Genomic DNA, 21010 nt, shown 5'->3' with positions numbered 1-21010 from the left:
CTCTTACCCGCTCATCAACCCCAGGGTCTTGGCCTTGGCTACCGCCTGGGTACGCCGCTCCACCCCGAGCTTGCTGTGGATACGTCGCGCGTGGGTCTTGACCGTGTGCAGCGAAATAAACAACCGGTCGGCGATTTGCAGGTTGGAGTTACCCAGGGCAATCAACTGCAGCACCTCCAACTCACGTTGGCTCAGCAAGCCGTCCCCACCCGCACCCGAGGCGGCCTGCGGTTCAAGACCCAACTCGCTCAACAGCCCCGGCTGGCGCAAACGCAGCTCACGAATCGCCTGCTGCACCTGGCAACGCCCGGCCAGCTCCAGCCCCGTTTGCAATGAACGACGTGCCAGCGCCGGGTCGCCCAATTGCCAGGTCACCTCCCCCAGCACCAGGTGCAGTTCGGTTTCCAGGCAAAGCATGCCGCGCTGCCGGGTGGCTTCCAGCAAAGCCCGAAGGCGAGCCACGGGTTGCTCGGCGCAGCCCAGCTTCACCTCCGCCAGCACCAGCAGGTATTCCAGACGCGGGATCAGCTCCAGCGTGGCCGGCGGCGCCTGCCGCGCCTGGGGCCCACGGAAATGGCGCAGCACGCGGCGCAAGGCTTGTGCTGTCAGTTCGGCACGGCCCTGCTGCAACCAGAAATGCCCACTGACCAACAGCAGCACCGCACGGTACACCGCGTCCGGCACTTGCCGCTGCTGCATCAGCCGCTCGGCTTCGCGCAACTGGAAAAAGGCCTGGGCGTAGTCGCCACGGTTGGCCGCCAGCAGCGCCAGCCCCAGAAACCCGTAAAGCACGCGCTTGTCCTGACTGTGCAGGCACATCACCAAACCAGCGTTGAAGCATTCGCCGGCCAGACTGTCCTGGCCCTGGCGCAACGCCAGGTGACCGCGTCGCAGGGCGATACGCCCGACCAAAGGGCCGCTCTTGAGCCGCTGCCGCGCCAGCATCGCCTGGACATTTTCCAGCAGGCTCTGCGCGCGATACGGCGCACCGCGCTGTTCCAGCAACTGCGCGTGGTCCAGCTCGAGCAAGGCTTCCAGCAGCAATGAATTGTGTGCCCGCGCCAGGCACAGCGCCTCACGGCTCAAGGCCTGGGCCACGTCCAGCTCGCCCCGCAGCAGGGCTTGCTGGGTCAGACCCGACAGGCACATCAAGCGCGACGTCCAGGCACTGTCGGGCAAGGCTTGCAAGGCTTCGAGAAAATGCTCCCGGGACCGCTCGGCATCGCCCCCCAAATGCAGTAACCAGCCCCACTGCGCCTGCCAGCGCGCCAGCAAGTGCCGTTGTTGCACAGGCGTCGGTTGCGGTGCGAAGCGTGCCAATTGATCAATGCACAGCGCTGCCTGGTCGAAACGCCCGGCAAACAGCAACGCCGCCGTGACCAGCCCCACCAGCTGCGCCGAGCCGAGCATCAACTCGTCGCCATGCTGCTCATGCAAGGTCAATAGCAGCGCGGCGTTGTGCGGACGGAACAGGTCTTCAAAACTGAAATGCTGCAACAAGCTCACGGCCATTTCGTATTCTTCGGCCTGCAACGCCTGCTCAAAGGCCGCCTGCCAATCCTGCCCGGCGGTGAACCACTGGCAAGCGCGCCGATGCCAGGAGCGCTTGGCCGGCCAGGGCTCATCGCGCATCAACTGCGCCAGCGGCGGGAAAACCTGCAACCAGTCCGTGTCTTCCCACGGCTGGATAAACGCGCCAAGGGCCTGCAGGGCCTTGAGGTACTGATCACCCTCGCCGAAACCGAACAAGTGCTCGCACAGCCCGGTGTTGAAACGCGGCAACTGCGCGAGCACCCGCCAGGCTTCGGCCAGTTCAGGAGGCAAGGCGCTGAACAGCTCGTGCTGCAGGTAGTCGAGCAGGGTTCGTTGCGGGTGGCCGTCGCCGAGCAAGGCGATGCGCACGCCAGCGCACCAGCCGGCGCTGAACTGCTGCACGCTGTCGACGCTGTGCCCGGGCGCCTGGCTGAGCAGGTGCTGGATCTCCACCGGGTTGAACGCCAGCTCCGCCCCACACTCCAGCAGCTCATCGTCGAGCAGCAGCCGTGGCCAATTGCACAACGGGCGGCGTCGAGCGCCCAACCACCAGGTCAGCACCGGGCTGCTGGCGGTGAGCAAACGGTCGAGCAAAGCGTCGGTCTGCGGCGCGGGCAGGCGACAGAAATCATCGAGAAACAACCACGCCGGCGCTTGCCAGCGGCTCAAGTCCAGCAGCAGCGTAGCCTCATCGATAAACGCCAGCCCCAGGGTTTGTGCCAGGCGCTGGCATACCTCCACGGGGCTGAGCGGCATGCCGTTCAACGCCAGCCAATGCACCTGGCACCCCGTCGGCGCCTGCAACGCGCATTCGGCGAGTAGCGCACTTTTGCCACTGCCGGCCGGCGCGCACAGCAGCTTCACGCGGGCCGGTGCCGCGAGCAGCGGCTCGGCCAGTCGGGGGCGCAGCAGATGGTGGGCGGACAACCTCGGCATGAAGCCAGGACGGTCCAGGCAGCGAGTCATGGCGGTCATTGCTGCATCCTGCTTTTTTATTGTTTTTGCAACCTGACGCCTACCCTAGTCCTGGGGTCGGCGGTTGTTGAAGAAGTATTCAGCAGGGTGATTGCCGGCCATAAAATTCAAGGTATCCACAACCCGATGTGGGAGCGGGCTTGCTCGCTCCCACACAAGCCCCACATCGGCACTGCATTTCACAGCGCGGTTATCGAACGCCCGAAGCCCTCAGCGCAGCCGGCGTGTAGTCCGCCGCCTTGGCATCGAAGCCGAACACGAAACTGCTCTTTTCTTCGTTTTTCATGCCCAGGGCGATGTAGCGCCCGGCGATGATGTCGTACAGGGTTTCCACGGTATAAGCCGGGGTCTGGTGGTTGTAGTAGAACTGCGCATGGCCTTCGGCGACGCGCCACAGCTGGCCGCGACCGTCGTAATGGTCCACCAGCGCCACCTGCCAGCTGTCTTCGTCGATGTACATGTGGCGCTTGGCGTAGATATGCCGTTCGCTCGGCTTGACCGTGCCGACCACTTCCCACACGCGGTGCAACTCATAGCGAGTGAGATCCTGGTTGATATGGCCAGCCTTGATGATGTCGTCGTACTTGAGCGTCGGCTGATCGAGCTTGTAGCTGTTGTAAGGGATGTACATTTCTTTCTTGCCCACCAGCTTCCAGTCATAGCGATCCGGTGCGCCAGAGAACATGTCGAAGTTGTCGGAGGTGCGCAGGCCGTCGGCGGCGGTGCCCGGACCGTCGTAGGCCACTTGAGGCGCACGGCGCACGCGACGCTGACCGGCGTTGTAGACCCAGGCCAGGCGCGGCTCCTTCACCTGGTCGAGGGTCTCGTGCACCAGCAGCACGTTACCGGCCAGGCGCGCCGGGGCGGTGACCGACTGCTTGAAGAAGGTCAGCACGTTGGCACCCTTGGCCGGGTCCATGTCCGGGATCAGTTGCGGCACCGCCACTTCCTCTTCGAAGCGGATCGGCGTGTAGCTGCCATTGGTCTGCGGCGTAGCCTGGGTAATGATGCGGCGCAGGTTGCCGCCGTGATAACGGGTGATGTGATTCCAAAGCACTTCCACACCGTTCTTCGGAATCGGGAACGCGTAGTAGCGGTTGCCAGTGAAATTATCCAGACCATTGCCGTCGTTGATCGCCTTGACGTTCAGCGCGCTGCGCTTGATCGACTCGTAGATCTCCGGCGGCAGGTTGACCGTGCGGTGGGTCGGGTACACCGGGATCTTGTAGGTCTCGGGGTAGCGCTTGAACATCGCCACCTGGCCGTCGGAAAGCTTGTCCTTGTATTTGTCGACCGTGGCCGCAGTGATCACGAACAGCGGTTTTTCATTGGCGAACGGGTCGGCGAGGAAACCCTTGCTGTCCACCGCGCCGGCATTTTTGGGGATGCCACCGGTCCAGGCCGGGATGGAGCCGTCGGCATTACCGGCTTTTTCGGCGCCGATGGGGGTCAGGGTCGTGCCGAGCCTGGCGGCTTCTTCCGGTGACACAGCGGCCATCACATGGGTTGCCAGGAGACTGAGGGCCATCACCGCAATCATCTTACGCATAGGTGCTTATCCTTGATTTAAGCCGGATCAGAAGTTCACGCCGAAGCTGAGGGCGAGGAAGTCGCGATCGGTCAGGGTGTTGTAGTCGCCGCCAAAGAAGTCGGTGTAGCTGAGGCTGGCGGTGTAGGTGTTGCGGTAGTCCGCATCCACGCCGACGCTGATGGCCTTGGCGCCCTGGTTGAACAGGCCGTTGGGGCCGTAGCCGTTCACGTCGTGGGACCAGGACAGGTTGGGCTTGAGGTTGATCCCGGCGAACACGTTGTTGTAGTCCAGGATCGCCCGGGCGCGGTAACCCCAGGAAGTAGCGGTGACGAAGCCGCCGGTATCCCCTTGAAAACCGTAGGCGCCGTACACCGAATCACGCCCGTAGCGCAGCCTGGATTTGGCCTCCAGTCCGCCAACATGCACGATGGCCGCTTCACCAACCAAGGTCAGGCGCTCGGCCCCCAGGACCTGGTCGAAGAACTGCGTCATGCTGCTTTGAATCTGGGTGATTTCCTTGCGGCGGTAACCGGCGTTGTCGGCACCCGGCGCCGTGCGGATCGGTGAGGCGGTGCCACCCGCGATCGGGTTGACCAGGGCCAGGGCCAGGGTCAGGTCGGTGGTGTTGAGCTGCACCGGCGCGTTGGGCCGGTAGCTGATTTCGCCGGTCCAGGCCGTACCGGTGGGCAAGGTGGTGGAGAAACTGGCACCGTACAGACGGATGTCTTCCGGGTAATCGAGGTAGTACTGGCCACGGCCAAGCATGATGCTCTGGGCCAGACCCGAGCGGAAGGCCGCCGGGGCCAGCGGGAGGATGCTGTTCAGGGCGGTAAGGGTGCTTTGGCCGGCGGTGGTGGTGCCTACCGTCGGTGTACGACTGTGATAGTTCATGAAGTACAGGCCGTACTCGGTGTCGTCCCCGAGCCAGCGCAAGGCAGCACCGAACTGGCCACCGTCACGGGCTTCACGGTCTCGCCCGCGCTGTACCACCACGCCTTCGTTGGTCACTTGGAAACCTTGCCCGAACGCCGCGGCCAGGGGCTGCAACGGCGCAATCGCCGGGTTGCCGACCGTGTAGTTGCTGTTGCAACCATGGGCGACCACGTCATTGCCGAAGAAGGTGCCGCAGTTGTCCACCACGGTGTTCTGCCAATTGAGTTGGTAGAAGCCTTCCACAGTCAGTTGGTTGGTGAGGCTTTGCGAGGCGAACAGCATGTTGACCGGAATCAGCCCTTCCTTGATCTCCGCACCCGGGCGACGGAATGCCGAAACGTCGATCGGGTTGATGCTGTTGATGGAGTTGCCGATGAAGGTGCTTTCGCCCCAGCTCACCACCTGCTTGCCCACACGCACGTTGCCCGGCAGGTCGGCGATGGAGTAGTTGTGGTAGACGAACGCATCGAGCAATTCATAGCCGGATGAACGCGCGCCTTCGTCACGGTGGTGGTTGCTGATCGGCTTGAATTCGCGGTCTTCGTCCTGCAGCTCGAAGTCGTACCAGTACTTGCCGCGCACAAATACACCGCTGTCCCGGTACTTGAGCTCCAGGTCGTGGATACCCTTGAAGATCTTGGAAAAGGTCTCGCCCTTCTTGAAGTTCAGTCGCCCGTCATCCCCGGTGGATGCCTGGCCGGTGCCGCCATTGGGCGTGCCCACCAGTTTACTGTCGGCATCGCGCATGCCCCAACTGGCGCCGACCGACAGCGAAGAGTCGAATTGCCCTTCGATCTCATCGCCTATGTTGAACGAAACAGCCTGTGCCTGGACACAGCAGCCCAGTGCGACGGCAGCAGCCAGCGCCTGTGGCGTGAAGATGGCGCGCATTGTTGTTTTTGTCATGCGTCTTCCCCGGTGAGTGACAGAAGGTCCCACCCTACTGCCGGCCATCAGGGGCGATAAGCGCACCAAGGAGGTATTCGTGTTGTCGCTCGAAAGGATGACCCGGGCTCTGGCACGGGCTCCCAGGGGGGTCATGCATGGGGTGGATGGCGGATTATCAGGACCGTGGATAGTCTCGGTCGCCACTGTTTCATTATCTGTAACAGTCCTTGTCTGGATTGGGTATTACTCATTCGCCGTCCAGGGGCTATGCTTGCCGGGCTTTCAGGGCAGACCGCCCGCTTCCAGGTTCGGAAGAAAAGCCGAATTCCGATGGATTGATCTCTATTTTCAATCTGTTACCCGCGCTCAATGACGTTGATTTATCGCTCCTTGATCCAACGTCTTACTTCGGCCGCTGCGTTTGCAGCGGCCTTTTTTATGCCTCGAATAAAACGGGGCACCCTGGGTGCCCCGCGTCATTGGATCCTTTTTCAGCAATGATCAGAGGCTGAATTTCTGCAAGTTGGCCATCATTTCCTTCAAGGCCTCGATATTGTCCCTGGGGTGGGCCGCCCCCTCGAAGTCGCAGATCTGCTGCCAGTGCGCGGCCACGTCGTCGGGCGAGAACCCGACCTCTGGATCGAAGCCCACACCCAGGCTGCGCTCCCAGCGGGTCTTGCCGATCCAGCCACCGCCCACTTCGAACAACCCGGAGGTTTCCTGGCAGGCCTCGCTGCCCAGGTACACCACCAGCGGGCTGACCAGTTCGGGCTTGAGACGCTCGAACACCTGCGGCGGGATCAGGCCTTCGGTCATGCGCGTGCCGCCGGTGGGCGCGATGGCGTTGACCAGGATGTTGTTCTTGCGCCCTTCCAGCGCCAGGGTGCGGGTCAAGCCATACAGCCCGAGCTTGGCCATGCCGTAGTTGGATTGGCCAAAGTTGCCGTAGATACCCGAGGTGGAGGCCGTGAAGATCACCCGTCCGTAACCTTGTTCACGCAGATGCGGCCACGCGGCGCGGGTGACTTTATAGGCACCTTCGACATGCACCCGGTAAACCAGGTCCCAGTCGCTGTCATCCATCTTGTGAAAGGTTTTGTCCCGCAGGATCCCGGCATTATTGACCACCACATCGACGCGCCCGAAAGCGTCCAGCGCGTTCTGCACGATCTTGTCGCCGTCGGTGACGGAGTCATGGTTGGCCTCGGCGATGCCGCCTGCCTCACGGATCTCGGCCACCACGCGGTCGGCGGCCGAAGCATTGGCACCTTCACCCTGGGCCGAGCCGCCCAGGTCATTCACCAATACCCGCGCGCCGTGCCGGGCGAACAGCAGCGCATGGGCCCGGCCCAACCCGCCGCCGGCGCCGGTGACAATCACGACCTTATCTTGAAACTGCACCGACTCACTCATACCGAACTCCAAGGACGACAATGGGAATAGGTCGAGTGTCGGGCACGGGTGCGCGGGTCACAATCAACACAGCCGAGGCTGAATGGTGCGCGATAAGGCAGGGGGATGATCCTGTGACCGCAGGCTCGCCTGCGATGCAAACGCCTCGGCGTTTCAGTTGAGCCGCAGCGATGCTAGGGTCTGTATGAAAAGTCGTGAGACGAAGGTCAGGCAAGGCGAAAACAGCCGAGGAACGGTCGGAGTCGCGCTCGACTTTACGGATCGTAAATGAGCATTCCGAGGCTGTTTTCAACGCAGCATCACCGAGTATCAAGGCTTTTCGTACAGAGCCTAGCGCAGGCAAGCCACTTCCCACACTGGGCCGGCAATGCGCTCGCGAAACGCCAGGTAGTGCCTGAGCACCTGCACGGGCGCTTCGATCTGCGGGTAGTGGCCGATGTTGGCCAGCAGTACCGTGTCGGCGTGGGGCACCAGCTCGCGGTAGCGCGCCACCATATGGGCGCCGGAGATCGGGTCCAGCTCGCCATCGATGACCCGCATCGGCACTTCATCACGCTGCATCGCCGTCACCCAGCGCTCACGCAGGCGCCGGCGCTGGGGAATGTAGGCAATGAGTTTGTGCAGGATGCGCGTGCCATCGTTGCAGTCGATCAGGCTCCAGAAATCATCCAGGGCGCTTTCGCTGGGGCGCGTGTCGGGGCCGAAAATCTGGCTGAAGCTGTTCGACAGCGCGTTGCGCCCGAAGGCGCGGCCGATCATCCAGCCCAGGGGGCTGAGCAAGAGTTTCTGCACCAGGGCCGGGCGATGGGTTTCGGGAAACAGCCCGCCATTGAGGAACACACAACTGGCCATGTGAAAACGCCCCTCGTAATGCCGGGCCAGCAACTCTTGCGCGACGCTGTCGCCGTAGTCGTGGGCCAGCACATGCACCGGTTGCCGCACGCACAGGTGTTCCAGCAACGCCTGCTGCAAATCCGCCTGCTCCAGCAGGCAATAGCCGTGATCCAGCGGCTTGTCCGAGTCGCCGAAACCGAGCATGTCGCAAGCGATCACCAGGTTGCGCTGGGCCAACGGTTGCCACAGGTAGTGCCAGTCCCAACTGGCGGTGGGGAAGCCATGGATCAGCAGCAGCGGCTCGCCCTGCCCGGCCACCCAGTAACGGATGGTGCGGTCACGAAAGACGAAACTCTGGGCGCGCTTGCGCCAGGCTCTGAGCGGGATCTCGGCGAGTGGCATCAGCTTTTATACCCCGGGTCCTGGCTGTCCAGCTTGCGCAGCAACGCCGGCCAGGCCAGCGCGCCGCCCATGCCCTGGGCGCTCTTGGTAACCGCCGCCACCATCGCCTTGGCACCGGCGAGAATCGGTGGGCCGATCGGGATCAACTCGGCTGCGCCACTTTGCGCCAGCACCTGGATTTCGCAGGCACGCTGGAAGGTGAACATCATCAGGAAAGTGTCGGCGATGGTCCCGCCGCAGGTCAGCAGGCCATGGTTGTGCAGCATCAGGAAGTTGTTCTCACCGAGGTCGGCCTGCAAGCGGGCCTTTTCTTCGTGGTTCAACGCTACGCCTTCGTAGGCGTGATAGGCCAGGCTGGACAGCACGAAGATCGATTGCTGACTGATGGGCAGCACGCCTTGCTTCTGCGCCGCCACCGCGACGCCGGCGGCGGTGTGGGTATGCAGCACGCAAGTCACGTCGTGGCGTACTTCATGGATGGCACTGTGGATGGTGTAGCCTGCTGGATTGATCTCGTAGGGGCTGTCCATCAGCTTGTTGCCGGCCCCGTCGATCTTGACCAGGCTCGATGCGGTGATCTCGTGGAACATCAGCCCGTAGGGGTTGATCAGGAGGTCTTCGGTCCCCGGCACCTTGGCCGAAATGTGCGTGAAGATCAGGTCATCCCAGCCATGCAGCGCCACCAGGCGATAGCAGGCTGCCAGGTCGACACGGGCTTGCCATTCGGCAGCGCTGACCTGGTCTTTGACATTCTGTGTCGATAGAACGGGGGCTAGGCTCACGGCAATGACCTCCTTGGCGCACTTTCTTATTGTTTTTTTGAGTGAAGGGCCAGTCTAGTCAGACGTCGTGGTTGCCGGAGTTGCCTTCGCAGCCAGCTTGATGACCGAGCGAGTCAGTCTCGAGAATAGTTCAAATACAGGCGCAGCGTGTCAGAGAAGTGCCGCCAATAAAGGCACGGCAAACAGGTTGAGCAAGCCGGTCAACACCATCACCAGCCCCGCTACCGAGCCCTCCTCGCCACCCACTTCCCGGGCCCGACTGACGCCCGCGCCATGGGCGCCCACGCCAAACAATGCACCGCGTGCCAGGGGCGTACGCAACGGCAGCCACTTGAGCAGGATGCCGCCGAGCATGGCGCCGAACACGCCGGTGAACATCACGAACACGGCGGTGAGTTCAGGCACGCCGCCGAGGTCGGACGATACTGGCATGGCGAACGGTGTGGTGATCGAACGCGGCACCAGGGACATCGTCACCGCGCTGTCCAGCGCCAGCGCCCTGGCCAGGCCGAACGAGGTGGCGATGGACGCCACGCTGCCGGCCACCATGCCCAGCAACAAGGCCGACCAATGCCGCGCCAACAACCGCCGCTGCTGCCAGATCGGCACTGCGAAGGCCACGGTGACCGGGCCCAGCACCAGCATCAGCCAGTGGGTGTCGGCCGCGTATTCGGCGTAGGCGGTCTTCATCGGCACCGCCACCGCCAGCAATAGCGCCGGCACCAGGATCAACGGCGATAACAGGTAACGCCCGGTACGCTGGTAGATCCAGCGGCTGAAGATGTAGGCGCCCAGGGTCAAGGCGAGCCAGAACACCGGCATCAGCTCAAGCTTCACGACGCAGCCTCCAGCGACAGACCATTTCCACGGTGAAGGCGGTCACCAGCATCACCGCCAGGGTGCTGAAGCCGATTACCAGCAGGATGCGCCAGCCGTCATTGCGCAGCAGCCCGCCGTAATCCAGCAGACTCATGAGGGCCGGGATAAAAAACAGCAGCATCTCGGCCATCAGCACGCCGGCGCCCAGTTGCAGCGCCGCCGGCTTGAGCAGGCCGCTGGCAAACGTCGCCAACAGCAGGCCCAGGCCCACCACCCCGCCCGGAATCGGCCAGGCCAGCCACACGGCCAACTGGCAGCCGAGCAAATAGATCGCCAGCAGTACGACCAGCTCGATGAGCAGCCGGCCAAGGTGTTTGAGGGTGAGACGGTTCATGGGCTTTGGGTCCTCGCAGGCGTCCATTTTAGAGAGGCCGTGCCCATCCCCGAAGCGAATTGTTAGACTTGCCACTATTCCAGACTGGAATCTCGATCATGGAACTCAAACAGCTGCGCAGCTTCGTCGAAGTCATTCATCGGGGCGGTTTCACCCAGGCCGGAAAGACCCTGTACATCAGCCAGTCCGCCGTCAGCAAACAAGTGGCCCAGCTGGAACAGAGCCTGGGCACGCCGCTGCTGGAGCGCTCCGGCTCGCAGATCCGCCTGACCGCCGCCGGCCAGGTGGTGTTGCACAAGGCCGAAGCGATGCTGCGGCTACAGACCGAATTGCTCAGCGAGCTGGATGACATGCAGCAGCTCACCCGCGGCGAGTTGCGCCTGGGCCTTCCGCAACTGGGCGGCGACACGCTGTTTGCCGGCTTGTTCGCCGAATACCGGCGGCGCTATCCGAACGTCAACATTCAATTGCTCGAAGGCGGCAGCCGTCACATCGAACAGGCGATTCTCAGCGGTGAACTGGAAGTCGGCGGCGGCCTGACGCCCAGCGATCCAGCCTTCGCCTGGCAAGCGTTTTGCGATGAGCCTTTGGATGCACTGCTGCCGATGGACCACCCGCTGGCGGAAAACGCGCACGTGCGCCTTGAGGAATTGGCCGACACGCCCTTTCTGATGTACCAGCGCAGCTTTGTGCTGAACGACCGCCTGATGCAGGCGTGTCAGCGAGAAGGCTTTACCCCGAAGGAAGTCGGGCGCAGCGGGCAGGCGGATTTTCTCGCCGCCCTGGTCGCCGCCGGCCAGGGCGTGGTGCTGTTGCCCAGCGTGGTCGCGCGCGGGCTGGTGCGGCCGGGCGTGGTACGGCTGACCCTCAAGGCACCGGACTATCTGCGCTGGGACATCGCCTTTATCTGGCGCGAGGGCGCCTATCTGTCGAAGGCCGCCCAGGCGTGGCTGGCGTTGCTGCGCGAGTTTCCGGTCAACCGCGCAGTGCAGTGACCAGTTCGGCCAGCCAGGGTTCGGCATCCGCTTCGGGAGTGACGCTTTCACTGGCGTCCAGGCGCAGCATCGGCAGCACTTCGCGCACGCCCAACTCGCCAAACAGTTCGCGCATTTGCTCGCCGCCGCCACAGAAGGTATCGCCATAACTGGCGTCGCCCAGGCCGATCACGGCACCCGGCAGGCCACGCCAGGCAGCGGGCAGTTGGTCGCGAATCATCGAATACAGGGGTTGCAGGTTGTCAGGCAATTCACCCATGCCGGTCGTGGACGTCACCGCCAGAAACGCCTCGGGCGCGTACGCCAGCACCTCGGCCAGGGTCGCACGCGGGTTGTACCAGGTTTCGAAACCGGCAGCGTCGAGAATGCCCTTGGCGTGGCGGGCGACTTCTTCTGCGGTGCCGTAGACCGAGCCGGAAAGGATGGCGACTTTCATCAATCTGATCCTGTAGTTGAGCGAAAGCGTGGGATATTACCAGCTCAGCCGAGGACCACGAAAAAACCTCGCCCCGGCATGGACAGACAAGCGCCTTGCCTTAGACTCTCAACGCTCAAGACACATGGATTTGCCGGCATGATTAACGCCCAATTGATGCAAATGGTCATCGACGCGTCCAACGAAGGGATCGTCATCGCTGAGCGCGAAGGCCAGGATTTACCGCTGATTTACGTCAACCCGGCGTTCGAGCGACTGACCGGCTATACCCGCGATGAAATCCTCTATCAGGATTGCCGCTTCCTGCAATCGGGCGACCGCGACCAGCCGGCGCTGATCGCCATTCGCGAGGCCCTGGGCAATGGTGCAAGTTGCCGGGAAACCCTGCGCAACTACCGCAAGGATGGCACGCACTTCTGGAATGAGCTGTCGTTATCAACAACTTACAACCCCGCCGACAAACAGACCTACTTCGTGGGGGTGCAGAAAGATGTCACCGCCCAGGTGAAAGCCCAGCAGCGCGTGGCCCAACTGGAAGCCCAAGTGGCTGAGCTCAAGGCCGAACTGGCGGCCCTGAAAGCGACGAGCGGGCCTAACAAAAATTAGGAAAACCGGTCATTAAGAGGATAATGGCGTTTTAACACCCTCCCGTTGAGCAAGCCCCATGCAACGCGACGCACTCCTGACGCAAGACGAGCTGGATTTCATTCAGACGATGCATCACAACCCGCAGCTCAACGTGCGGGATGGCATGTCGAGCCTGACCGTCAACGGCGGTGCACAGATTCGCGACTTGCTCACGCGGCTGGCCGCCCACGACCACCTCACCATCCAGGCCCAGTTCGATAACCAGCAACTCACCTTCCCGCTGCACCTGGTGGAAGACGAGTTTCATGCGGTTCACCTGCGCCTGGGCGTGCCGACCATTTTTGAAGACGGGCCGATGATCCGGCCCTGGCGCCTGGCGCTGGAAAACCCGGTTGCGCTGGAGAACATCAAGGGACACGCCGGGGCGTTATGGGTGCATGAAGTGTCGTTCAAAGGCGTGCTGGTAGAGATCCGCGGGCGTATCAAGCCGCCGAAGAGTTTTTCCCTGTGGTTCAGCCCCTCGGGCTACGAGCGCATTGCTTTGCGTGGCACCTTCGAGCGTGAAACCGCGCGCGGCCTGTTCGCTTACCGGTTGAGCCAGGGCGATGCCGATGAAACCGAACGTCTGCGCCAGTTCATCCTGCATCAGCACCGGCTGATTCACCCTGAAGTCCACGCCTGAGATCAGGTGTCCAGGCCGCCGTTCAAGTATTGCTGCAAGCGCTGCTGCATCCACGGCCCTTCGTTGCCCAGACAGCCAATCGATGAACCGGCCAGGCTGGCCTCGGCCAAATCCGACGCATCCCCGGCCAACAGCAACGGACACTCCAGCGTCAGCGCCAGGCGCTTGAGGCGCAACGGCAGCTCACTGGAAGGCGCGCGATTGGAGAACAGCACCAGGGCTTCGGGACGGGTCTTTTCACAAATCAACGTCAGCTCGTCGAAGGGTTGGCCGACACCGATGACCTTCACCGCCAGCCCGTCGGTGGCGAGCAGCACGCCGGCGACCATCAGTTCCAGTTCACGGCATTCGCCAGCAATGGCCGCCAGCAGCACCCTGGGCGCAGGCGAGGCACACGCTATCTGCAAACGCTGGGCGATGCGTGCGCGCAGGAAACTGTCGAAGAACAGCCATTCACTGGCCTGGCCAAAATGCCCCTGATGACGCAACAACTGCCGCCACAACGGCATGAGCACATCCTGGAACACCACCGGAGTGGGATAAGCGGAGAAAATCCGGGTGTAGAGCCTGTCCAGTTGACGGTCGTCGAAGGCGCTGATGGCGGCACGCACCTGCGCTTGCCATGGGTTCCACTCCTGTTCGGACGACAGTTGTGACAGTGCGCCAGCGTCGCCTGCAAGCCCGTCACGGGCGAGGATCTTGCCCACTTTGCTCACCGCGACGCCGCGCTCGATCCAATCGAGAATGCGGTGCACGGTGTCGATATCGGCACTCGAGTAGAGCCGATGCCCGCTTTCGGTGCGCGTGGGCTGGATCAAACCATAACGGCGCTCCCAGGCCCTGAGGGTGACCGGGTTGACACCGGTCAGTCGCGCGACCTCACGAATCGGAAACAACATCTCGCCATCAGCGTGGTCTGCACCGCTGGTTTCGCGAAAAGGAGCAATGATTTCGGGCATCTGCGGTTTGAAAACGTCCGGCTGGAGGTGGGGGCATTTAACGCCGATTCAGGTAGCGGGTTCAACCTTTCGGGCAAACCGATCAACGCCACTGGTGTATTTGTGTAAATCAGGAATAATTCTTGCCACACAGAACAGCGTAGCCGCATTACCCCGCCGCTACGGCTGGCGCACCTCCTACCCGGACACCTGCGCCCTATCCCTGGAGATACACAATGTCTACCTCACCCGTCACCCTGATGGTTGCGCGCCGCGTGGCCAAAGGGCGTTATGAAGAATTGATGGCCTGGCTGCGCGAAGGCGAGCAACTGGCCACCGACTTCCCCGGTTACCTGGGTTCCGGCGTACTCGCACCGCCCCCTCACGATGATGAATTCCAGATCGTTTTCCGCTTCGCCGATGAAAAGACTCTGCATGCCTGGGAATTCTCGGCCTCCCGCAGTGCCTGGCTGAGCCGTGGCAGCGAGCTGTTTGCCAACCCGTCCGAGCACCGCGTGCGGGGCATCGATGGCTGGTTCGGCGCTGTGGGCGCAAGACCGCCGCGCTGGAAGAAGGCAGTGGCGATCTGGTTGGCGTTCTTTCCGGTGTCGCTTCTCTTCAACTTTGTGCTGAGCCCACTGCTGAGCGAACTCGACCTGGTCCCACGCGTATTGGCCAGCACCCTGGCGCTGACGCCACTGATGGTTTACTGGTTCATCCCGCTGTCGACCCACCTGTTGGCGAACTGGCTGCACCCGGCCCCAACATCCCGCAAGGCGACGCAAGCCGCAGCGTGAGTACAGGCACCCGCGTCGCTGGTATGATTTGAGCCTGCCAGCGACGCGAGCCTCCCATGACTGCAACGAACGCCCCGATCCTGATCACCGGCGCCGGCCAGCGTGTCGGCCTGCACTGCGCCCAGCGGCTGCTGGATGACGGCCATTCGGTGCTGTTCAGCTACCGCAGCGACCGCCCCGGCGTGCAAGCCTTGCGTGAACGCGGCGCGACCGGCCTGTTTGCCGACTTTTCCAGCGAGGCCGGGATCCTCGCGTTTATCGCCGAGCTGAAGACCCATACCGACAGCCTGCGCGCCATCGTCCATAACGCCTCGGCCTGGGTCGCTGAAGCCCCGGGCGACGAAAGCCGTGCTTTTAGCGACATGTTCAGTGTGCACATGCTTGCGCCCTACCTGATCAACCTGCATTGTTCACCCTTGCTGCAACGCGCCACACCTGCCGATATCGTGCATATCAGCGACGACGTGGTGCGCAAGGGCAGCCGTCGGCACATCGCCTACTGCGCCACCAAGGCCGGGCTCGACAGCCTGACGCTGTCGTTCGCCGCGCAGTTGGCGCCGTCGATCAAGGTCAACGGCATCGCGCCGGCGATGGTGATGTTCAACGAAGGCGACGATGCGGCCTACCGCAGCAAGGTGCTGGCCAAGTCGGCGCTGGGCATCGAGCCCGGGGCCGAGGTGATCTACCAGAGCCTGCGTTACCTGCTGGACACCCCCTATGTCACCGGTACCACCCTGACCGTCAACGGCGGGCGGCATATCAAGTAAGCCGTTTGTGAGGATGTTGTATGACCTTGTCCCTGCCCCAACACTACCGCGAAATTCTCAAAGGCCTGGGCGAAGACCCGGAGCGCGAAGGGCTGCTCGACACGCCCAAGCGCGCGGCCAAGGCCATGCAATACCTGTGTCATGGCTACGAGCAGAACCTGGAAGAGATCGTCAACGGCGCGCTGTTCTCCTCGGACAATGACGAGATGGTGATCCTCAAGGACATCGAGCTGTATTCGCTGTGCGAGCATCACTTGCTGCCCTTTATCGGCAAGGCTCACGTGGCCTATATGCCGACCGGCAAGGTGCTGGGCCTGTCGAAGCTGGCGCGCATCGTCGACATGTACGCGCGCCGGCTGCAGATCCAGGAAAACCTGACGCGGCAGATTGCCGACGCCATCCAGCAAGTGACCCAGGCCGCCGGCGTGGCCGTTGTGATCGAAGCCCGGCACATGTGCATGATGATGCGCGGCGTGGAAAAACAGAATTCAACCATGAACACTTCGGTGATGCTCGGCGCGTTCCGCGAGTCGAACACCACGCGCATGGAGTTCCTGCAACTGATTGGACGGAGCAAGTAGCAATGCCACAACTTCAACCAGGCATGGCACGCATCCGGGTCAAGGACCTGTGCCTGCGCACCTACATCGGTATCAACGAGGATGAGATCCTCAACAAGCAGGATGTGCTGATCAACCTGACCATCCTGTATGCCGCCCAGGAAGCCGTGCGCGACAATGACATCGACCACGCGCTGAACTACCGCACCATCACCAAGGCGATCATTGCCCATGTCGAAGGCAATCGCTTTGCCCTGCTGGAGCGCCTGACCCAGGAACTGCTGGACCTGGTGATGAGCAACGAATCGGTGCTGTACGCCGAGGTCGAAGTGGACAAGCCCCATGCGCTGCGCTTTGCCGAGTCGGTGTCGATTACCCTGGCGGCCAGCCGCTAATCCCTGAACCTGCGTGAGCCTTATGAACGATCAACAACGCCTCGAACTCGAAGCCGCCGCCTTCCGCCGGCTGGTGGCCCACCTGGACAGCCGCAAGGATGTGCAGAATATCGACCTGATGAACCTCTCCGGTTTCTGCCGCAACTGCTTGTCCAAGTGGTACAAGGCCGAAGCCGACGAGCGTCACATCGAGCTGAGCCTCGATGACGCCCGTGAAGTGGTGTACGGCATGCCGTACGCCGAGTGGAAAGCCCAATACCAGAAAGAAGCCAGCGCCGACCAACAGGCGGCGTTCGCCAAAGGAAAAGCCCATGACTGATCTGAACACCCTGCGCGCCAGCCTCACCAGCGGCGAACACGTCTTTGCCGATACCCTGGCGTTTGTCGCCGCAGGTTACGACTATCAACCGCAAGCGTTCACCAATGGCGCGGTGGAAAACGCTGCCGGGCAGAACGAAGGCTCGTGCAAGACCCTGGGCCTGGCGTTGCTGGAAGGCTTGAGCGATCAGGAAGCGTTGCTGGCGTTTGGCGAGCACTACCGTTCGGTGGTGGCGACGCCCGAGGGCAGCGATCACGGCAATATTCGCGCACTGATCGCCCATGGTCTGGCGGGTGTGACGTTTGCAGCGCAGCCACTGACTCGCCGCTGATTCAATCTGGAAACCCGATCCCTGTGGGAGCCGGGCTTGCCCGCGATGGCGGTGGTGACTGATACACCGCCATCGCAGGCAAGCTCCCACAGGGATTGGGTTAACACTTCATCGCCTGGGTGTCGCTTGAATCGCGGGCATAAAAAACCGGCCTTTCAGCCGGTTTTTTCGTTTCAGCGGGTTCAGAACGCGGCGTTCTGCAGGCCGTCGAGGTAACGCTCGGCATCCAGTGCCGCCATGCAACCGGCGCCGGCGGAGGTGATGGCCTGGCGGTACACGTGGTCCGCCACGTCACCGGCCGCGAAGATGCCTTCGATGTTGGTCGCGGTGGCGTTGCCTTCACGACCGCCCTGGACGACCAGGTAGCCGTCTTTGGCTTCCAGCACGCCTTCGAACAACGAGGTGTTCGGAGTGTGGCCGATGGCGATGAACACGCCGTCGACTTTCAGCTCGTCGAAGCTGCCGTCGTTGTTTTTCAGGCGGGCACCGGTCACGCCCATGTTGTCGCCCAGGACTTCGTCCAGGGTGGCATTGAGTTTGAGGATGATCTTGCCTTCAGCCACGCGCGCATGCAGCTTGTCGATCAGGATCTTCTCGGCGCGGAAGGTCTCGCGACGGTGAACCAGGGTTACGGTGCTGGCGATGTTGGCCAGGTACAGCGCCTCTTCCACGGCGGTGTTGCCCCCACCGACCACGGCGACCGGTTTGTTGCGGTAGAAGAAACCGTCGCAAGTTGCGCAGGCGGAGACGCCCTTGCCCATGAACGCTTCTTCCGACGGCAGGCCGAGGTAGCGGGCGCTGGCGCCGGTCGCGATGATCAGCGCGTCACAGGTGTAGACGCCACTGTCGCCGGTCAGGCTGTAAGGCTTCTTGGAGAAGTCGACTTTGTTGATGTGGTCAAAGACGATCTCGGTTTCGAAGCGCTCGGCGTGTTCTTTCATGCGCTCCATCAGCACCGGACCGGTCAGGCCGTGGACGTCGCCCGGCCAGTTGTCGACTTCGGTGGTGGTGGTCAACTGACCGCCCGCCTGCATGCCGGTGATCAGCAGCGGCTTGAGGTTGGCTCGGGCCGCGTAGACGGCGGCGCTGTAACCGGCAGGGCCGGAACCGAGAATAATCACTCGCGAATGACGGGTATCAGACATGACTCACTCCTGTCGACCGCCCGGACTACAAGGCGGCTGGAATAAAAAAGGACCGCGAAGCACTTGGGGAAGGCTTGAACTCGCAGGCCCTGAAAAATAATGGGTGCAGCGTATCGAGGGGGGCAAGATTAAGGAAATACGGAATAACAATCCAGCTCATAGGTGGTCTCTATGTTGTCGAGCCGGTTGATCGACGCCTTTGTTACCGTTGATGTCGTCGTGCTGGCCATGCTTTCGTCCTGAAGGTAAAGCCGGTAAGGTCGGCGCGTTCGCCATCCTGCTCGGAGTTTTCCATGCCCGCCCCTGCTCTTTCCGGCCCGCAATACCTGCGCGAAGGCCTCAAACTGGTACTGAGCCCAGGCCTGCGGTTGTTCGTGCTGCTGCCGCTGGCGGTCAACCTGGTGCTGTTCGTCGGCCTGATCTACTTCGCCGGTCATCAATTCAGCCTGTGGGTCGACCACTTGATGCCGACGCTGCCAAGCTGGCTGAGCTTTCTCAACTACCTGCTGTGGCCGCTGTTTGTGGTACTGGTGGTGCTGATGGTGTTTTTCACCTTCACCATGCTGGCCAATATCATCGCCGCACCGTTCAACGGCTTTCTCTCGGAGAAGGTGGAAGTGGTGGTGCGTGGCACCGATGACTTTCCGGCCTTCAGCTGGGGTGAATTGATCGCCATGATTCCGCGCACCCTGGGCCGGGAAATGCGCAAGCTGGGTTACTTTCTGCCCCGTGCCATCGGCTTGTTTATCCTGTCGTTCATCCCGGTGGTCAATCTGATCGCAGCGCCGCTCTGGCTGCTGTTTGGCGTGTGGATGATGGCGATCCAGTACATCGACTACCCGGCGGATAACCACAAACTGGGCTGGAACGAGATGCTCGCCTGGTTGCGCCAGAAGCGCTGGCAGAGCATGAGCTTCGGCGGCATCGTTTATCTGGTGCTGCTGGTGCCGGTGGTCAACCTGTTGATGATGCCGGCGGCGGTGGCCGGGGCCACATTGTTCTGGGTGCGCGAGCAAGGGGCCGAGGCGATGGCGCGGCAGACTGTGATCAAGTCATAAATCCATCATCCTGATGACACAATGACGACATGGCCCGCAGCGACACTGTGGGTCATGACGACAGCTTCGCTTCACATCACCCTGATCACCGAAACCTTCCCGCCAGAGATCAACGGGGTGGCCAATACCCTTGGCCGCTTGTGCGATGGTTTGCGCGCCCGCGGCCATCAGGTGGAATTGGTGCGCCCGCGCCAGGGGACGGACCACAGCCGGGCGAGCGACGATGAATTGCTGCTGTGCCGTGGTTGGCCACTGCCGGGGTATCCGGGCCTGCAATGGGGTCAGTCGTCGATGCACAAACTGTTGCGCCGCTGGACCCGCCAGCGCCCCGACGTGCTGTATATCGCCACCGAAGGCCCCCTGGGGTTGTCGGCATTGCGCGCGGCGCGACGCTTGGGTATCCGAGTGGTCAGCGGTTTCCACACCAATTTCCAACAGTATTCGAACCAGTACGGCTTGAGCCTGTTGAGCCGGGTAGTCACCCACTATTTACGCTGGTTCCACAACCGCTCCACGCTGACCCTGGTACCCAGCGCCAGCCAGCGCATGGAACTGGAGCGCCGGCATTTCGAGCGCTTGGGCATGTTGTCCCGTGGCGTGGACAGCCAGTTGTTCCACCCTGCCCGACGAGACAATGCCTTGCGTGAAAGCTGGGGCCTGGAGGCTGACGATATTGCGGTGCTGCACGTCGGACGCCTGGCCCAGGAAAAGAACCTCGGCTTGCTCAAGCGCTGCTTCGAATCCCTGCGCCGCACATATCCACAGCGCCAGCTGAAACTGATCATCGTGGGTGACGGGCCACAACGCCCGTTGCTGGAACACGATCTGCCCGAGGCCTTGTTCTGCGGCACTCAACGGGGTGAGGAACTGGCACGGCATTACGCCTCGGGCGACCTGTTTCTGTTCCCCAGCCTGACCGAAACCTTTGGCAATGTGGTGCTCGAAGCCATGGCCTCCGGCCTGGGGGTGGTGGCTTACGACCAAGCCGCCGCGAGCCAGCACATTCGTCATGGCTACAACGGCGCGCTGGCGATGCCGGGAGATGAGGAAGCATTCTGCGATGCAGCCTGTTGGCTGCTCGAAGAGCGCGAAACGTTGCGCAGAGCGCGACTCAATGCCCGTCAACATGCCAGCCGTCAGGGTTGGCCGGCGGTTATCGAGCAATTCGAGAAGCAGTTACTAGGTGTGTGCGAGGAGCATTTCGTGGCTCCAGTACAGCCTTACGTTCGCTGAACGGTCTGCCAATGGTGTGGGGCTATTCTCCCGCCCACCCACCTACCCCTTGAAGACTGGCGTCGGCAGTAGGCATTTTCCTGTAAATCCGCCCGAAAGGCCGCCCCACAACAGGATATTTCCGGAACGTCGTGGGTTTTATCGCCACCCATAGGGTACCTGCCACATGAAAGGTGTGTTCCGGATGGAAGACGCGGTGGCAGGCCCATGACGAAAAACTGAACGAGACCACTATGTCGAATCTGATAAATGGATCAATGGC

22 protein-coding genes are annotated in these 21010 nt (G+C 62.1%); 11 read left to right on the top strand and 11 right to left on the bottom strand.

The annotated features are described in order from the left end of the window. Window positions 1-3: 3 nt before the first annotated feature. The 8 genes from ACW9IB_RS05175 to ACW9IB_RS05140 all read right to left on the bottom strand — a co-directional run bounded on the left by ACW9IB_RS05175 (window position 4) and on the right by ACW9IB_RS05140 (window position 10504). Window positions 4-2508 carry a LuxR C-terminal-related transcriptional regulator gene (locus ACW9IB_RS05175; RefSeq protein ID WP_457412610.1) on the bottom strand — a complete coding sequence of 835 codons (2505 nt, stop codon included), beginning with the start codon at window positions 2506-2508 and terminating at the stop codon, window positions 4-6. Window positions 2509-2698: 190 nt separating this feature from the next. Continuing rightward, entirely contained in the window at window positions 2699-4057 is a 1359-nt protein-coding gene (locus ACW9IB_RS05170; RefSeq protein WP_457412608.1) for a DUF1329 domain-containing protein, read from the bottom strand. 27 nt (window positions 4058-4084) lie between these two features. Then, window positions 4085-5863 carry a DUF1302 domain-containing protein gene (locus tag ACW9IB_RS05165; protein ID WP_457412681.1) on the bottom strand — a complete coding sequence of 593 codons (1779 nt, stop codon included), beginning with the start codon at window positions 5861-5863 and terminating at the stop codon, window positions 4085-4087. A 498-nt stretch (window positions 5864-6361) separates the two neighbouring features. Then, entirely contained in the window at window positions 6362-7273 is a 912-nt protein-coding gene (locus ACW9IB_RS05160; protein WP_457365856.1) for an SDR family oxidoreductase, read from the bottom strand. Between the two features lie 330 nt (window positions 7274-7603). Continuing rightward, window positions 7604-8509: an alpha/beta fold hydrolase gene (locus ACW9IB_RS05155; protein ID WP_457365857.1), complete on the bottom strand. Its 906-nt coding sequence runs from the start codon at window positions 8507-8509 to the stop codon at window positions 7604-7606. Further along, window positions 8509-9291 carry a class II aldolase/adducin family protein gene (locus ACW9IB_RS05150; RefSeq protein ID WP_457412606.1) on the bottom strand — a complete coding sequence of 261 codons (783 nt, stop codon included), beginning with the start codon at window positions 9289-9291 and terminating at the stop codon, window positions 8509-8511. The genes ACW9IB_RS05155 and ACW9IB_RS05150 overlap by 1 nt, the downstream gene beginning before the upstream one ends. 150 nt (window positions 9292-9441) lie before the next feature. Then, complete coding sequence (locus ACW9IB_RS05145; RefSeq protein WP_457365859.1) at window positions 9442-10128, bottom strand: LrgB family protein; 687 nt, start codon at window positions 10126-10128, stop codon at window positions 9442-9444. Beyond that, the gene (locus ACW9IB_RS05140; protein WP_457412605.1) at window positions 10118-10504 is read right to left on the bottom strand and encodes a CidA/LrgA family protein; all 387 of its coding nucleotides are present in this window, start codon (window positions 10502-10504) and stop codon (window positions 10118-10120) included. The genes ACW9IB_RS05145 and ACW9IB_RS05140 overlap by 11 nt, the downstream gene beginning before the upstream one ends. Window positions 10505-10602: 98 nt before the next feature. On the opposite strand from ACW9IB_RS05140, the gene ACW9IB_RS05135 reads away from it, so the two are divergent. Continuing rightward, on the top strand, window positions 10603-11499 hold the full coding sequence (locus ACW9IB_RS05135) for a LysR family transcriptional regulator (RefSeq protein ID WP_457365861.1): 897 nt from the start codon (window positions 10603-10605) through the stop codon (window positions 11497-11499). Here ACW9IB_RS05135 and ACW9IB_RS05130 read toward each other — a convergent pair. Then, entirely contained in the window at window positions 11480-11935 is a 456-nt protein-coding gene (locus tag ACW9IB_RS05130) for a flavodoxin (RefSeq protein WP_457365862.1), read from the bottom strand. The two genes, ACW9IB_RS05135 and ACW9IB_RS05130, sit on opposite strands and share 20 nt — an antisense overlap. Before the next feature lie 138 nt (window positions 11936-12073). On the opposite strand from ACW9IB_RS05130, the gene ACW9IB_RS05125 reads away from it, so the two are divergent. Beyond that, a complete protein-coding gene (locus tag ACW9IB_RS05125; RefSeq protein ID WP_457365863.1) occupies window positions 12074-12541 on the top strand; it encodes a PAS domain-containing protein in 468 nt (155 codons plus the stop codon). Between the two features lie 58 nt (window positions 12542-12599). Next, window positions 12600-13205 carry a hypothetical protein gene (locus ACW9IB_RS05120; RefSeq protein WP_457365864.1) on the top strand — a complete coding sequence of 202 codons (606 nt, stop codon included), beginning with the start codon at window positions 12600-12602 and terminating at the stop codon, window positions 13203-13205. A 2-nt stretch (window positions 13206-13207) separates the two neighbouring features. On the opposite strand, the gene ACW9IB_RS05115 is transcribed toward ACW9IB_RS05120, so the two are convergent. After that, window positions 13208-14164 carry a MerR family transcriptional regulator gene (locus ACW9IB_RS05115; RefSeq protein ID WP_457412604.1) on the bottom strand — a complete coding sequence of 319 codons (957 nt, stop codon included), beginning with the start codon at window positions 14162-14164 and terminating at the stop codon, window positions 13208-13210. A gap of 215 nt (window positions 14165-14379) precedes the next feature. Here ACW9IB_RS05115 and ACW9IB_RS05110 point away from each other — a divergent pair, with 215 nt between their 5' ends. Genes ACW9IB_RS05110 through ACW9IB_RS05085 form a run of 6 tightly spaced genes read left to right on the top strand, consistent with a single transcriptional unit; the run spans window position 14380 to window position 17312 of the window. After that, the gene (locus ACW9IB_RS05110) at window positions 14380-14940 is read left to right on the top strand and encodes an antibiotic biosynthesis monooxygenase (protein WP_457412603.1); all 561 of its coding nucleotides are present in this window, start codon (window positions 14380-14382) and stop codon (window positions 14938-14940) included. Between the two features lie 56 nt (window positions 14941-14996). Then, complete coding sequence (gene folM / locus ACW9IB_RS05105; RefSeq protein WP_457412601.1) at window positions 14997-15707, top strand: dihydromonapterin reductase; 711 nt, start codon at window positions 14997-14999, stop codon at window positions 15705-15707. Window positions 15708-15727: 20 nt separating this feature from the next. Then, window positions 15728-16288 (top strand): GTP cyclohydrolase I FolE, encoded by a 561-nt coding sequence (folE, locus tag ACW9IB_RS05100; RefSeq protein WP_457365868.1) that lies wholly within the window; start codon window positions 15728-15730, stop codon window positions 16286-16288. A gap of 2 nt (window positions 16289-16290) precedes the next feature. Continuing rightward, the gene (folX, locus tag ACW9IB_RS05095; protein WP_003176029.1) at window positions 16291-16662 is read left to right on the top strand and encodes a dihydroneopterin triphosphate 2'-epimerase; all 372 of its coding nucleotides are present in this window, start codon (window positions 16291-16293) and stop codon (window positions 16660-16662) included. Between the two features lie 22 nt (window positions 16663-16684). Continuing rightward, complete coding sequence (locus ACW9IB_RS05090) at window positions 16685-16981, top strand: DUF1244 domain-containing protein (protein WP_457365869.1); 297 nt, start codon at window positions 16685-16687, stop codon at window positions 16979-16981. Next, window positions 16974-17312 carry a HopJ type III effector protein gene (locus ACW9IB_RS05085; protein WP_457412600.1) on the top strand — a complete coding sequence of 113 codons (339 nt, stop codon included), beginning with the start codon at window positions 16974-16976 and terminating at the stop codon, window positions 17310-17312. The genes ACW9IB_RS05090 and ACW9IB_RS05085 overlap by 8 nt, the downstream gene beginning before the upstream one ends. A 182-nt stretch (window positions 17313-17494) precedes the next feature. On the opposite strand, the gene trxB is transcribed toward ACW9IB_RS05085, so the two are convergent. After that, on the bottom strand, window positions 17495-18457 hold the full coding sequence (gene trxB / locus ACW9IB_RS05080) for a thioredoxin-disulfide reductase (protein ID WP_457365871.1): 963 nt from the start codon (window positions 18455-18457) through the stop codon (window positions 17495-17497). A 293-nt stretch (window positions 18458-18750) separates the two neighbouring features. On the opposite strand from trxB, the gene cysZ reads away from it, so the two are divergent. Next, window positions 18751-19515 (top strand): sulfate transporter CysZ, encoded by a 765-nt coding sequence (gene cysZ / locus ACW9IB_RS05075; RefSeq protein ID WP_457365872.1) that lies wholly within the window; start codon window positions 18751-18753, stop codon window positions 19513-19515. Window positions 19516-19569: 54 nt separating this feature from the next. After that, the gene (locus ACW9IB_RS05070) at window positions 19570-20748 is read left to right on the top strand and encodes a glycosyltransferase family 4 protein (RefSeq protein WP_457365873.1); all 1179 of its coding nucleotides are present in this window, start codon (window positions 19570-19572) and stop codon (window positions 20746-20748) included. Window positions 20749-21010: the final 262 nt, after the last annotated feature.

This window comes from Pseudomonas sp. SDO524_S393 (assembly GCF_054071875.1).
The sequence above is the reverse complement of the archived record's forward strand: the minus strand, read 5'-3'. Positions and strand labels throughout refer to the sequence as shown.